This is a genomic window from Paenibacillus monticola, from assembly GCF_009664975.1.
GTDB lineage: Bacteria > Bacillota > Bacilli > Paenibacillales > Paenibacillaceae > Paenibacillus_AQ > Paenibacillus_AQ monticola.
This window is the reverse complement of record NZ_WJXB01000012.1, coordinates 81,885-95,928: the sequence shown is the minus strand read 5'-3', so window position 1 is coordinate 95,928 and position 14,044 is coordinate 81,885. Positions and strand designations below refer to the sequence as shown.

16 protein-coding genes are annotated in these 14,044 nt (G+C 44.6%); 2 read left to right on the top strand and 14 right to left on the bottom strand.

Features of this window, described 5'->3' with window-relative positions; translation table 11 throughout:
• Nucleotides 1-13: 13 nt before the first annotated feature.
• The 12 genes from GJB61_RS24345 to GJB61_RS24290 form a co-directional block, all read right to left on the bottom strand.
• Nucleotides 14-844, bottom strand: a complete 831-nt coding sequence (locus GJB61_RS24345; RefSeq protein WP_154121628.1) for a carbohydrate ABC transporter permease — start codon at nt 842-844, stop codon at nt 14-16.
• Between the two features lie 18 nt (nt 845-862).
• A complete protein-coding gene (locus GJB61_RS24340) occupies nt 863-1,738 on the bottom strand; it encodes a carbohydrate ABC transporter permease (protein ID WP_154121627.1) in 876 nt (291 codons plus the stop codon).
• A gap of 104 nt (nt 1,739-1,842) precedes the next feature.
• Nucleotides 1,843-3,153 (bottom strand): extracellular solute-binding protein, encoded by a 1,311-nt coding sequence (locus tag GJB61_RS24335; RefSeq protein ID WP_154121626.1) that lies wholly within the window; start codon nt 3,151-3,153, stop codon nt 1,843-1,845.
• A 327-nt stretch (nt 3,154-3,480) separates the two neighbouring features.
• A complete protein-coding gene (locus GJB61_RS24330) occupies nt 3,481-4,497 on the bottom strand; it encodes a glycoside hydrolase family 130 protein (protein WP_154121625.1) in 1,017 nt (338 codons plus the stop codon).
• Between the two features lie 202 nt (nt 4,498-4,699).
• A complete protein-coding gene (locus GJB61_RS24325; protein WP_338116085.1) occupies nt 4,700-5,413 on the bottom strand; it encodes a GntR family transcriptional regulator in 714 nt (237 codons plus the stop codon).
• 10 nt (nt 5,414-5,423) lie between these two features.
• Entirely contained in the window at nt 5,424-6,440 is a 1,017-nt protein-coding gene (locus tag GJB61_RS24320; RefSeq protein ID WP_154121742.1) for a sugar kinase, read from the bottom strand.
• Nucleotides 6,433-7,188 carry a 2-dehydro-3-deoxy-phosphogluconate aldolase gene (dagF, locus tag GJB61_RS24315; RefSeq protein ID WP_154121623.1) on the bottom strand — a complete coding sequence of 252 codons (756 nt, stop codon included), beginning with the start codon at nt 7,186-7,188 and terminating at the stop codon, nt 6,433-6,435. Before dagF ends, GJB61_RS24320 begins: the two co-directional genes overlap by 8 nt.
• 1 nt (nt 7,189) lies before the next feature.
• A complete protein-coding gene (locus GJB61_RS24310) occupies nt 7,190-8,293 on the bottom strand; it encodes a DgaE family pyridoxal phosphate-dependent ammonia lyase (protein WP_338116084.1) in 1,104 nt (367 codons plus the stop codon).
• The gene (locus GJB61_RS24305) at nt 8,259-9,371 is read right to left on the bottom strand and encodes an amidohydrolase/deacetylase family metallohydrolase (protein WP_154121622.1); all 1,113 of its coding nucleotides are present in this window, start codon (nt 9,369-9,371) and stop codon (nt 8,259-8,261) included. Before GJB61_RS24305 ends, GJB61_RS24310 begins: the two co-directional genes overlap by 35 nt.
• Before the next feature lie 205 nt (nt 9,372-9,576).
• On the bottom strand, nt 9,577-10,062 hold the full coding sequence (locus tag GJB61_RS24300) for a nitroreductase family protein (RefSeq protein ID WP_154121621.1): 486 nt from the start codon (nt 10,060-10,062) through the stop codon (nt 9,577-9,579).
• 28 nt (nt 10,063-10,090) lie between these two features.
• Nucleotides 10,091-10,657, bottom strand: coding sequence for a nitroreductase family protein (locus GJB61_RS24295; protein ID WP_338116083.1), 567 nt, complete (start codon nt 10,655-10,657; stop codon nt 10,091-10,093).
• 36 nt (nt 10,658-10,693) lie between these two features.
• Nucleotides 10,694-11,200 carry a MarR family transcriptional regulator gene (locus tag GJB61_RS24290; RefSeq protein WP_154121620.1) on the bottom strand — a complete coding sequence of 169 codons (507 nt, stop codon included), beginning with the start codon at nt 11,198-11,200 and terminating at the stop codon, nt 10,694-10,696.
• A gap of 288 nt (nt 11,201-11,488) precedes the next feature.
• On the opposite strand from GJB61_RS24290, the gene GJB61_RS24285 reads away from it, so the two are divergent.
• Together GJB61_RS24285 and GJB61_RS24280 are read left to right on the top strand one after the other, a co-directional pair.
• On the top strand, nt 11,489-12,256 hold the full coding sequence (locus tag GJB61_RS24285) for an alpha/beta fold hydrolase (protein WP_154121619.1): 768 nt from the start codon (nt 11,489-11,491) through the stop codon (nt 12,254-12,256).
• Nucleotides 12,257-12,513: 257 nt separating this feature from the next.
• Nucleotides 12,514-12,708 carry a hypothetical protein gene (locus tag GJB61_RS24280; RefSeq protein WP_154121618.1) on the top strand — a complete coding sequence of 65 codons (195 nt, stop codon included), beginning with the start codon at nt 12,514-12,516 and terminating at the stop codon, nt 12,706-12,708.
• Nucleotides 12,709-12,868: 160 nt separating this feature from the next.
• Here GJB61_RS24280 and GJB61_RS24275 read toward each other — a convergent pair whose 3' ends face one another.
• Entirely contained in the window at nt 12,869-13,174 is a 306-nt protein-coding gene (locus GJB61_RS24275) for a hypothetical protein (RefSeq protein WP_154121617.1), read from the bottom strand.
• Nucleotides 13,175-13,371: 197 nt separating this feature from the next.
• Entirely contained in the window at nt 13,372-13,926 is a 555-nt protein-coding gene (locus GJB61_RS24270) for a GNAT family N-acetyltransferase (RefSeq protein ID WP_154121616.1), read from the bottom strand.
• Between the last annotated feature and the right edge of the window lie 118 nt (nt 13,927-14,044).

Here is a 14,044-nt window from a genome sequence, read left to right as displayed (position 1 = left end):
CCGCACCTTGACTTTAGCCTTTCACTGCCCCTGCCGTCATACCGCTGACCAATTGCTTCTGCAGCAGCAGATAGAAAATAATAATGGGAATCAAGGCGATGGTAAGAGCCGCCATTTGCAGAGTGAGACTCGCTGTTTCTACACCAACAAAGTTGGCAAGTCCGAGCGGCAGCGTTTTGAGTGCAGTTGAGCTGATCAGCACGAGTGCGAACAGGTATTCATTCCAATTATAGATGAAGTTCAGAATAATTACTGTAGCGAGCGCAGGTCTTGTGATCGGCAGAATAATAGACCAGAAAATACGGTAAACCCCAGCTCCGTCCACAACCCCTGATTCTTCCAGATCTTTGGGGAATCCCTTCATAAAACCTTCCAAAATAAATACCGTCAACGAAAGGTGAAATGCCGTATAGGGTAAGATCAGCGACCAATAGGTGTCGATCAAATGCAGTTTTTGCATAATCAGAAAGATCGGAATTAAAATAGCATGAATAGGAACAAGCATGCCGAGCAGGAACAAGCTGTAAATCAAGCCCCGTCCTTTAAATTTAAACCGTGACAGGAAATAAGCAGCCAATGCCCCCAAGAACACGGTTATAATCAAGGCGACAAAGGTGACGATAATGCTGTTTAAAAAATAGACATCCATATTGGCAACCTTCCACGCCTGGGTGTAGTTGGAGAAGTGTAGACTGGTTGGCAGTGAAAATGGATTTGCAGCATACTCCTGCTCCTTTTTAAATGAGTTCACCACCATCCAAAACAGAGGAACTATATTAATAATGGCAAGCAGGCTCAGAAATGTGTATGCCAAAAATTTAAACAGCCCGGACTTTCTGTTCATCTTGTATTCCTCCTCTCCTTAAATATCTTTCTCTTTGCCTAAACGGTTGATAAGACTGATGACAATCAAGCTGACAAGCAATATTAATATGGAAACCGCACTTCCGTAACCATAGCGCATATTCATAAAAGCACTGTTGTACATGTAGATCGTCATGACTCCTGTCTGATGTGCCGGACCGCCACCCGTTAGAATCTGAATGAGGTCAAATACACGAAAGGAATTACTGATGCTGTATACAACGCCTACCATAATTGTGCCCCGAATCATAGGTATCGTAATCCGCAGGGTCCGTTTGAATCCGGTTGCCCCGTCCAGCTCAGCGGCCTCATTGATTTCATCGGGAATGTTCTGCAGAGCAGCCAGAAATATAACCATATACAGCCCGCAGTTTTGCCAGATATACGCAATACTGATGGAAATCATCGACCACTTCGGATCACCAAGCCAGTTCTGCTGCAAGCTATCCAAACCGATAAGACCGAGCAGATTGTTCAGCATGCCGTATTCCGTGTTGTAGATCATCCCCCAGATCAGAGATACCATGACAGAGGAGATGACTACTGGCATAAAGCCAATGGTTCGAAAGAATGCGGAGCCTTTCAATCCACGGTTGAGCAGGAGTGCCAGCAGCAGGCCGAGTGGGATTTGACCCATCAGACCCGTAGCCATAATGATGATGTTATTTTTTACGGACAACCAAAAGATGTCATCGCCCAAAATTTCAATGTAATTGTCTATACCTACAAATGACATAGGACCGATGCCGTTCCAGTTCATCACGGAATAGTATAAGGACAACCCGATCGGAAGAATGGCAATTCCCAAGTAGATGACCAGAGCGGGAAACAGACCCAGAAAGATGGCCAGCTTCGTTCCTTTTAGCGTTTGCATCAGGGTTCCTCCTTTATTCGTACCTGCTTTCACGCCCGATGAATGAAGAAAACCCGGAGTACGGGTTTTCTCACGACATCGGATTTGAATGACAGGATGGCTTATTAATTCATGTTATCAAAGGCTTTCTGCACATCTGCTGCCAATTCTTCAGGCGTCCCTCTGCCTACCGTGAGCGCCTGCAGACCATTTTGCATAACATCTACTACTTGTGTCGGAATGACGCTGTCAAACACCGGTGCAGTACCCTTGTTTGTGAGTTCCAGCATTTCCTTCAAATACTTGCTGGCATCTTCCGGGATATCAACTGTAGCCGGAACGACAATCCCGTTACTGATCAATTCTTTGTACAGATCCTCATTAACGAAGAATTTCATAAATTTCTCGGCTGCCTGCTGTTTTTTCTCATCCAGCCCATTCTTGATGGCAATGCCGTATTGAACAACACCGGCACTCTTAAGCGGATCGCCTTTTCCACCTTCAACACTTGGAAACAGGGCGATACCAAACTTGTCGCCTTCTTCGTTGTTAATGCGTATTCTGGCGTCAACCGTAGAGGATGAAATGTGCATCGCCGCTTTTCCTTGAATAAAGTAATCCTGGCCTTGCACAGAGTCCATGTTGTTGGCATCCGTATTAAAAGCACCCAATTTGCTCAACTTATCAATAACCGCGATAGCTTTGACAAATTCAGGATCTGTAAATTTCGCTTTTTTCGCAATCACGTCCGACAGAAAATCACTGCCGACATACCGGTCCACAATAACGGATAGATAAGAGGACTGAAGAGGCCATTGTTCTTTGTTACCCAGAGAGATCGGTGTAATACCCGCTGCTTTCAGCTTGGTTACCGCGTCGATAAATTTGTCATAGGTATCCGGGAATTGATCGTAACCTATCTGAGCAAACATCTCTTTATTGTAGTAAACAATATCTACGAAGGTCTGCTTGGTCGGTACTGCATACTGGTTCCCATCAACGTTGAATCCGGCGAGCGCGCTCTCCGGCAGAATGGCGGACCAGTTATCCATCAAGTCATTGATCGGCGCCAGTAAATCGCCAGAAACGAGCGGTGCCAGATCGGCACCAGGCCATACAACGTTGATGTCCGACAAATTATTGGCTGCGGCGAGGGTGCGAAGCTTGGTCTTATATTGGCCTGCCGGCACTCCGTCCTGTTCGATAACAATGTCCGGATTCTGTTTCTCAAATTCGGCAATCCGCGCTTTGTAGACTTCATTGTCCACATTCGGTGAGGTCCAAGGATGCATCATGTTGAGGGTTATAATTTCTGTTTCTGAACCCTCACCGTTACTTTCCGCTGCATTCTCATTACCGCAAGCGGCCGTGAACAGAGTCATCAATGCAACCAGACTGAGTAGTACCGTTTTTTTGCCTTTGCTTATTTTGCTCATAATCAACCCTCTTTTCATATTTTTAAAAAGATAGACATCAACATAACAAGCAACGACCTTTTATTTATCATCGTCTGTTATATTACTTATTATAAAAGTTATATTATTTTATCCATATCCCATGAATGTTAGATTATATCCGATTTTTCCAGATGATTTCATCCAAGTCATTCATGAATTGCTTAAAAAAACCTGAATTATGTTATATAAAATAACATTTGGATAGTCGCGGTAAAGATGGATGAAATAGGTAAGCGTTTTCAAAGTAGTTCTTTTGAATAACCGCATGTTGCGGTTATTCTAATTGCAGACTTATATTGATCCTGATTATTGCGGCTCGTTCAGAATATAATCGACCAGTTCATCCAGCGGTACCGTAGCGAGTGCAATCGCCGTATCGGCAACTCCGTAATAAATATACAGCAGTCCGTCCTTGACTACATTTCCTGTAGGGAAAATGACGTTTGGAATCTGGAAGCCGAATTTTTCATAATACGTTTCCGGTTCCATGATGAAGTTTTTCGTTCTCGCGATAACTTTCTCCGGATTCTCCAGATCCAGCAACATAGCCCCTACACGGTAAACCACATTCTCATCCACTGCATGATACAGCACTAGCCAGCCACGGTCCGTTCGAACGGGAGGCGTGGAGCCGCCAATTTTCCTGGATTCCCAGGTTAGGTTCTCCGCCTTGGCCAGCAGCTTCGGTTCTTCCCAATGAATCAGGTCATCGGAATAGGTAATCCACATGGCCGCTGTCTCCGTCCCGTAAGCTTCACCTACATATTCTTCGGGGCGGCGCAGCAGGACAAACTTGCCGTTGATTTTCTCAGGGAATAGAATATTGTCCCGGTCATTGATATCGAGCGGCGTCGTATCGGTCAAAAACTCCCAATCCACCAGATTTTTGGAGGTCAGGATCGACGAGCGGGTCAGCCAATGCTCCTCCTTCTCTCCCCAACCGTCCGGATAGGTAGGAATCGAACGCGCGGGTACGCCTGCTCCGGTCGGATAATAATTCATCGCACAAGGTCTCAATGCATAATTCAAATAAAAAGTATCCTCTATTTTTACGATCCGGGGATCTTGTACGCTTCCATAAGGAAAACCCAGCATATCAGGTGTCACGATCGGCTCATCTTGAACATGGGTGAAATGCACCCCATCCTCGCTTTCCAAAAGCCCTAGGTAATTTTTACAGGGCGTAAGTGAACCTGCAGTTCGCTCAATCATATAAAACTTGCCATTGTCGATGATAACCGCCGGATTGAATACGGTTACTTTTCGCCATTCATAAACTCCCGGTACCACAATCGGATTATCTGCATGTCTTGCAATCCTCATCTGTATGCCTCCCCATATAAAGTCTATTTATTTCTTGTATAAGAATATTATAGCCCTCCCCCGGAGTTCATAATATCCCATAGACTTTAGAAATCATCTGATTAATCCCGATGGTTTGGAGACAAGAAGAAAAAAATCCGAACCGACTTGTTGGAAGCGTTAGCTCCATTCCAAGTCCATTCGGATATCATTCCCAAAATAATTACACATCATAATTCACCACATAGCTCTGCAGCTCTGTATTGTAATATCCTATGCTGAATTCCGTTACTTTCCCCTGTTCATCATAGGAATAGCGCGATCGCTTTAGTAAAGACGTCCCCTTGTCAAGCTTCAGAATCTGCTCCACCTCCAGCGGTGGGACGGCTACGGAGAATTCATCCCGAAGTCTATCCAAAAGAATATTCTGCTCTTCAAGTAATTCGTACAGGGACTGGGCATTTAAATCCGCCAGTTCCAAATCTCCCATGGCCATTGTCAAATAATATGTGTAATGGATGTAAGGAATATCATTTAGACTATACATGCGCTCAAGACTCAGACAACGTTCCCCGAACAAGCGGTACGGTTCGCTTTCAGCCTCATTTTGGATCATTTCTGCACGCAGCCATTGCTTTTGGATCTGATGGCCTTCTTCCACCAAGATTTCTGTGAATCGTTTCCATTTCGACAGTTTGGAAGCGGACGTATTCCTGATCACCCGTGTTCCTTTGCCGCTGCCTTTTTCAACATATCCTTCTTGGGCCAGTTCTTGGATGGCGTTGCGGACAGTAATTTTACTGACGGAGAATTCCTTCTCCAATTGCGGCTCTGAAGGAATATTTGTTCCCAGCGGATAAATGCCGTAGAGAATCCGATCCTTCAAAATATTTTTAATTTGTAAATATAACGGTTTATCTTTGCGGGACAAACTCACGACTGCTCCACTACCTTTCTACATCGCCTACGGATTCCGTCATAGCCCGGAGTATTTCCTCTTCCGATGCCAGAGGGGTATCGCCGGACACTGTATGCGCCAGCATTCCCGCCGCAGCCGCAAACCGCACGGTCTTCTCCGGAGGGAATCCCTTCAGCTCACCATGGACGATCCCGCTCGTAAAGGCATCTCCTGCACCTATTCTATCATAGACGGAAAACGTCAGCATATCTGAGAATGTGAAGCTCTGGTTCTTATACAGAAAACCGCGCAGGGAGTGCGAATTATCGCTATGGATATAGCGGTGAGTCCCTGCGATTACCGAAATTTGATATTGCTCCGCAACAGCCGGAATAAGCTCCACCAGCTGCTCTTCCCGCTGCTCCTTCGTTGTGCTCATACCCAGAATAAAGAGTGCGTCTCTTTCGTTCATCAATACGATATCGGCCAGCTGCAGCATATCCTCGTAATGCGATTTCGCCTTGGCATAGCCGTCTTCTCCCCACAAGGAGGGACGATAATTGCAGTCGAAAATCACCAAGCCTCCCTGCTGTTTAACCGCTCTGGCCAAAGATTTCATCTGCTGGCGGATGCCTTCATTCATCGCCAGCGTAATTCCACAGAAATGAACCGCGTCGATCGCTCCGGCTATACCTGCAAAGTCATACGTCTCTTCGGGAGCCGTATTGAAGCTGCTTTCGAGCCGATTGGAATAGGTCACCCGGCTAGGCCGGGCTCCAAATCCGTTCTCCAAAAAATACAAACCTAAGTATTTCCCGCCTTGAACAACGAAGGATGAATCGATTCCCAGCTTTCGTAAATACGCGGCGGCGGCATCTCCCAACGGATTGGCCGGCAAACGGGAAATGAGCTGCCCGGAATGCCCGAAGCGCGTTAGTGCAGAAATGACATTTACTCCGGTGCCGGAGAACGAATAGTGCAGAGTATTCCCCTGTGATAGCAAATCATATCCAGGCACCTGCAGACGCATCATGACCTCTCCGAAAGCTGCTATGCGCTTAAGCATAATCATCTGCCAACTTCTTCATCATTCCCAGCAACCTGCGCACATCCTGGACATTGGTTTTTCCTGAACCCTGGTCGATAATCGAAGAATACACATGTGGGATCACTTGCGGAACACCAGCCTCCAGCGCTATCCGCAGAATGGCCTCGAAATTCTCCATATCAATTCCGCCAGTCGGCTCCAAGGCGAACCCTTCCTCGGCACAGCCCTTAGCAACAGCACGGAACTCGTCTTCACGGCTCAGTCCTTGCATCGGGAAGTACTTGAGTGCATTGCCACCCATGTCCCGCACAAGTGCGATTGCCGATTTAACAGGAATAATCGCTTGCTCGCTCTGCGCAGCACTGAACACACCCGTTGAAATATTCACATATCCGGCACGGCCCGAAGGAGACACCATACTGTTAATCCAGCTATCCTTATCTCCGAGGTTGGCACGTGTTACCCCAACGGCAGGAAACGCCTGGTTAATATGGCTGCCGGGATAATGCTTCGCAATTTCGGCCACAACAGCCGCCTGGCGATAATCGCCAGCACCGAGGCCAATGGATACTGCATCATCAATTTCCTTGCCGTATTGCTTCATCGCCGTCACGGCTTCTTCCACCGTCGCATAGTCCTTGGAAAGAACGCCAACCAGTACATATCCTTCCGCCGCTGCATAGACCTCCTTGGCATTTTCGATATCCTTGGCCAATACATTTAATGCGACACGTTCCCTGTAAAAATGCTTTGCAATCTGTGACATATTACCGCTCCCCTGTTAATTCATGTATTTTTGATGCAATGACGAGCATATCATCACCAAGAAGCGGACGCGGGTCAATGTCAAAATAGCCCTGTCTTACACCGTAATCCCGCGTGTAGATGGCAATCACGCCCTCTTGTAGTCCTTTCGCAACTTCTTGAGCAGTAATACCTGCCTGCTGCGGATCGATTTGCACCCGGCCGCGATAGATCGCACGGCCTGCTTCATCCTGTACAATCGTAACGCGGACGCCGGGAATTTCATTCAGCGGCATCAGTTCCTGCAGCGACGTTTTTTCCAGTTCGCTTTTATCTTCTTTAGCGCTGTATTCATCCAGCGCTTGCAGTAGACCAAAGGTCGTTTCTTTACCCACCTTCATACTCCGTCCAATCCCGTGCAATTGTACCTTAACCCATTCAATGTATTTCCGTTTGCCGGCCACAATCCCGGAAGTCGGACCTTCAATAGCCTTGGAGCCGCTGTAAATCACGAGATCAGAGACTTTTACATATTTCCATAGATCCTCTTCCGCCGCTGCATCCACAATTAGCGGAATGTTCTTACGCTGGGAAATCTCCCAAGCCTCGTCCACGGAGATCATATTTTTCTGGACAGCGTGATGTGATTTCACATAAAGAATAGCCGCCGTTTTGTCGGAGATAGCCTCCTCAATATGTTCTGCCCGGCCTTCATTGGCATAACCAGCTTCAACCAGCTTCCCGCCGCCCAAATATACCATCGTTTCCACTGGCGCACCGTAATGCACATTATGACCCTTCAGGATGATAATTTCATTGTGGAGTATCTCTTCCTGGTGCAGACGATCGCTGCGGCGGCGGTTTCCTTGGGTTACCAGCGCCGCAACACTGAGTGCAATGCCGCTGGAGGCAGAATTAACAACGAGAGCCGCCTCCGAACCCAGAATACGTGCCGTATAATCTCCAGCTTTATCAACCAAATCCGCAATCTCGACATAGCTTTGTCCGCCTTGTTTCATCGCTTCCATCACCGTATCAGTCGGTGCAGATACTCCCAGGATACTCATTCGTCCACTAGCATTAATAACACGTTTAAGCCCGTATTTCGCATTCAATGAATTCCCCACTTGCCACCACTCCTTTTACTTGGATTACTCTATCAGTCACTCTCTGCTCACCTTCAGAATCGGTGAGCACCGTCGGTTCATTGTGGAGAGTGAACAGCGTCAGGTTGGCAATATCTCCTACCTGGATTCGGCCCAGTTCCGGTTTGCCCAACCAGTCAGCCGCGTGCGTGGTGACTGCAGCAATGATCTCCTCAAGCGAATATCCAAGGCAAAGAAATTTGGAAAGAACGCTCGCCATACTATAAACTGGACCATTCAGCCGGTTTCCCCGATAAATATCGGTGCTGATGGTATTAAATGCGATGTTATGCCGCTTGGCTGCTTCTGCTACTTTAAAGGAAAAACTTGCCGTTCCATGCCCCACATCGAGGTGAACTCCCCGTTCAATCGCATCGGTCAGTACTTGTTGAGGTTTGCCGTCTGCATCGAACAGATTATTTTCCTTTCCGTTGAGATAGTGCGTAACTATATCTTTTCGCTCCAAAAGAGGCATTACCTCCCGAATATCCGGTGGTGCAGAACCGATGTGAACCATTAACGGCAGCCCCGTTTCGCGGGAAAGCTCCCGTGCGATACATAACGGCTCAATTTGATTCTCCCCAACGACACTCCTGCTGATGCGGGCTTTCAAACCTACAATAACATCACCATACGCTCGGACCGACTGTCTGACCTTCTCCCGATCCATCCATTCCAACCTGGATAATTCATCGATTCTTAGCAGCCCAATTCGCGAAATGTTCAGAAACGCGAGTACGTTGGTCTTGGCCCGTGAACTGTCATACACCAAATCAGCAATACGATCCGCCCCGCAGCTTCCGGCATCGACGATGGTCGTTACGCCCTGCTTGACTCCGATTTCATCGATCTCGTCGCCATAGGGATCGAAATCAGGAAAGGCATGGACATGCATGTCGATCCAACCGCTCGATACATAAGCACCTGATCCGTTCCATTCCTGCTGGCCGCTTCCCTCTCCGGCCTTGGTTATTTCGGCAATTTTCTTGTTTTCAATGACGATATCAATCTCTTGTCCGCTCATAAGTTTTACGTAACGGAGCACGAATCTCTCATTCATTGTTCTCACCTTTTTTGTTATAACGTTATAATGTTTAAGTTAACACAGATAAATCTCAAAGTAAATATAACGTTATGATGTTTAATTGAAAACAAAAAAATATAACGCCCATATCTCAGGCGTTATAAGGCTCAGGTAATTATGAGAAAGCTGCAATCGCATCAACTTCAATAAACCATTCCTCGTATAGTTTTATTTTGCAGTTCTATAGCAGTTCAAATTTCGGTTCCGGTAATGTTGCTGCAGAAGCCGCTGTCGGCGTCTGTTCAACAGCCCCTAGATCAAGAATAGCAACGATACGCTCCTTCTCTTGCACACCAAATGGTCTAGTGCGTTCCCGGTCATAAATCCACTCTGGCATCGTCCGCCTTACCCCTAGCTTCTTCTCCCGGGCAAGCAGTTGGAAATTCTGAATAAGACAGCACACGGCCGCGAAATCCTCATCCCGCTTGTGGTGATCCGAATCTTCTTTCATGACCATAATGAGATGGGCAGGAGCGGACTCCTGCAGCCCCAGCATTGTATTCCCACTTTGATCATCGACATAGATGAATCTCCACGGCTCCCGGAGCCCATCATTCGGCGCCCATACGGCATGATTCAGTAATTCCAGGACGAGCTGCTGTGAAACTGGGTAATTGTGAACAGATACCGGAGTATTGCTGTCCATGATGAAATCGGATAATGGCATCCTGCTATGCTCCCTTCATCGTAGGTATTTATCCTTGAAATACAGTCCATTTCTTCTCAGCAAGGGTTCTTGCCCGGCCCTTTGGCGTCTTGTCGAAGTACCCGATATGAAGAATCCCAACGAACCTTTCACCTTCCCCAATTCCGATACGTTTGAAGAAAATTTCATTCTGAATGATGGATTCCGTATCCCACAGCATGCCCAGCCGCCGTTCCCAGCCAAGCAGTTGGAAGTTCTGTATAATACTGCAGACATCCGCATAGTTTTGATCGCTTCTACGGCGATCGGGAGCCGTCTCTGCAATCACGATTACATGGGCGGGAATATCAACAAACCTCTTTTTAAAGATTCCCAGCATTTTATCCGGTATCAGCTTGCCTAGTCTGCTTGCTGTCATTGGTTCCATCATGTAATCTACCAGCCGGTTCCGTGAATCCGGTGTGCCAGCATAGATGTAGCGCAAGGAGACTTTTTCTGCGTGATCATAAAGCCGTTCCGCTTGTTCCAACAACTCAAACACTAATCCCTGAGATACGGGTACATCGTTGAACTTCCGGATGCTTCTTCGTTCCCTGATCAACGCTGTCAGACTCACTGGTTATCACTCCTCCTGAAGCTACGTGACAGGTATTCATTTCATTGCCACCCCTTCGGTTAGTCTGTATTCCAAATCCACACTGTAATCCTGCAAGAAATGCTGAATCACCTTTAATTCACCGTCAGAGTACTTATCCAGAAAACGGAAGAAACGCTCGGCCTCAACCTGATGCAGCTGTTCATGCAGATAAAATATTTTTTTCCCCTCCGGGGTCAATCGAAAGTAAATTTCCTTCTTGTTGTCATTCATCTGGGTTCGTTTCACCAATCCGTCCTCAAGCAGCTTGTTGCCAATCTTGGTAATGCTTGCTTTAGATAATTCCATCTTCTCGGCAATAGCGGTGCTGTTAATCGGTTCATGCCTGCCGACACAATCAATCACATGTATCGCAGTGATATTCCGGGGGAACTTCTCAATAGATTCCTGGGTAGCTACGCTGAAAAAGTGATCACTTTCCGTTTCGGCAAAGGATTCATGCAGATGCAAGAACTTTAAATATTGACCATGTAGCAGCTGTTTGATCATGTGGGTGGACTCCATGTTCTCACTCACTCCTTCTCTATTTAATTCACCTATAAACAAATCATATATTTGCTATGAAAGGACATTGGGTTTAATATTTATAATTATTGTTTACCTGTGAACTATAATATCATCATTGATAACGATTATCAAATATAAGTTTTATCGTGAGCCATAACCCCACTGACACAACAAAAAAAACTCCGCTCCCCTGCCTGGTAACACAGGTTTATACACAAGTTGAATCTGAAAATTAGTAATGTTAATATTAATAATCGACTATAATAAAGTTAGGAGGATAGAAAAATGACGATGAGAAAAATAAATGGAATTAACTTAAACATTGAAATACAGGGTGAGGGATATCCTTTAATACTTATACACGGACTTGGCACCGACCACACTCTATTGAAGGGTGAAATCAGTAGACTCTCTAAAACTTTTAAAACGGTTGCTCTAGACTGTAGAGGACATGGTAAATCGGATAAACCAGAGAGTTATACATTAAATGATCATGTTCAAGATATTCTATCGCTAATGGATACTCTTAAATTCGAGACTGCACATCTTTATGGGGTTTCAATGGGAAGTTATATTGCGCAAGGTGTAGCCATCTCACACCCCCATAGAATAGCAAAATTAATTCTGACTGTTCCTAAATCAAATGGTCTGACCTCATCGACACAAAGATTGATTACGGAGCACGCAGAGGAATTTGCCGGATTCGATGAACAAGAAAAATCAATGTTTTTTCTAAAACAGATGGCCTATAATCATGAAACATTGTTAAAACAACCAGAACTTCTTAAAAGCATATTAACACCTGAACAAACTGCTGCAGCAAATAAAGCTTTAGAAGGATTTGACTATCGCAGTGAACTGCAAAATATAACAGCAGAAACCCTGGTCATTAGTGGTAAACATGATGCGTTAAATCCTCCAGCTGAGGGAGAATTATGTGCTTCGCTAATACCAAATGCAACTTTCATTGAAATGCAATATTCAGGTCATATACCTATGATCGAGGAACCGGAAGCTTATGCAGATATTGTTGATAAGTTTCTAAGTGCATAAGGCGTAAATGCATCATTTCTGAAGCATACTGTAACGGCATTAGCATAATCGTTGTTAGTGTTTATAGCGTTTCCTAACAATGTCTCTATACAGGAGACATTGTTCTTCTGTGTAAGTACAAAACCCTATTAACACATAATGTTCACTAATAAATTTGTGTTTTCCTGGTGGACATATCTTTTAAATATTACTTTCCGTGTTATAATGAAAGCGTAGCCAAAGTGGTTGAGATACAAATATTTCATCGCCCAAGGAGGATGGAGAACATGCTAGCAGGACTTAAAGAACTTAAAAATTGGGTATCAGGAATTTGGCAGCCTTGGATGGCTTCAGGAGATGAAGAGTACCGGAACATGGAATATACCGTAGAGCGTCATTTGCACAATCCACAATCGCCTAACCTGCTTACCTATGAGGAAGAGGCACGTAATAAGATTGTTAAATACCATTAATCTCTCCAACTATAGATACAGTTTGACCAAATAGAGATTTGTGACATAAGGCCCCTAAGCCGGAAGAAATTCCGGCTGCTGCGGTCTTTTATTTTGCCTATTTTAGATCACACGAGAAATTCATTAAAAAAACCCCTCACCCTAAGGTAAAAGAAGGCTGTCACTTCTGGTTTATCGTTAGCACGTTCTCATTCCTTGTCCACTTCACTTTATATTTGGAGTCATGTATCTTGTTTCCATTTCCCTCGTCATCTTTAGCTATTGATATAAATTCTCCAATGTACTGTTCAATGTAAAATTGATGTTCAAATTCTCCTAAAAGCTGCTCTACTTCATGATATCTTTTGTTCTCCTTATCTAATAAAGGGTGTGGTCTTGTTGAACCCTTATCATTTATCCAGTCTAAAAATAATTTATGGGCTTCAATTTGTAGTGAATATTCTTCTGTTGAAACAAGTCTTATCAAATACGAATTTGCCCCATCCTCTTTCTCGTTATCAAATATCCGTTCAAAACAATGAATATTCCAATTAAAATAAACTCGATTTGTTATTTCATATTAGAAGCGATTCATATAAATCGCAAATCCTACTATTTATTACTTACTGTAATCGCTTTCCAATTCACATTACTACTTTCAAGTTGCGTTGAATATCACCTAAATTACTCACTTTTCAATTTTGAGAAGATAGCAAGATCAACATATTTCCCCTTTTCGAACTCATGTTGCCTCAATACTCCTTCTTTGTGGAAACCAAGCCTATTCATCAAACGGATCGACGCCTCATTTTTCGGTTCCACTTTCGTCTCAATTTTGTTTAGCTTCATAGTCAAAAAACCAAAATCCATAATACATTTCATTACCTCTGTCATGATACCCTTACCCCAAAATTTAGGGGTTAAGTCATAACCCATTTCTATACGATTGTGTATTTTCTCATAATTCAAAAATCCGCATGTCCCAATCACTTTATTTGACTCACTATCCTCAATCATCCACCGTAATCCAGATTGTTCCCTGAAAATTTTCTGATACCATTGCATTTCATTTACCGCATCCTCAACAGTAACGAATGGTTCAAACTCCATATATTTCACAACGTCTTCGTTTGAATAAAGCTCATAAATATCATAACGATCTTTCTCTTCTTCTTTCCTTAATGTACAACGTTCTGTCTTAAGCCGGGGGAATTCAATAAATGGGAAGCCTGAGGTCATACTAATACTCCTTTTTATTGTAATTATATAACAATATTCCCGTTAACTGAACTGCATTATTGAGTAGATAATCCACCTAAATAAATGAGCCGCCCTGTATTTACAGGACGACTCATTT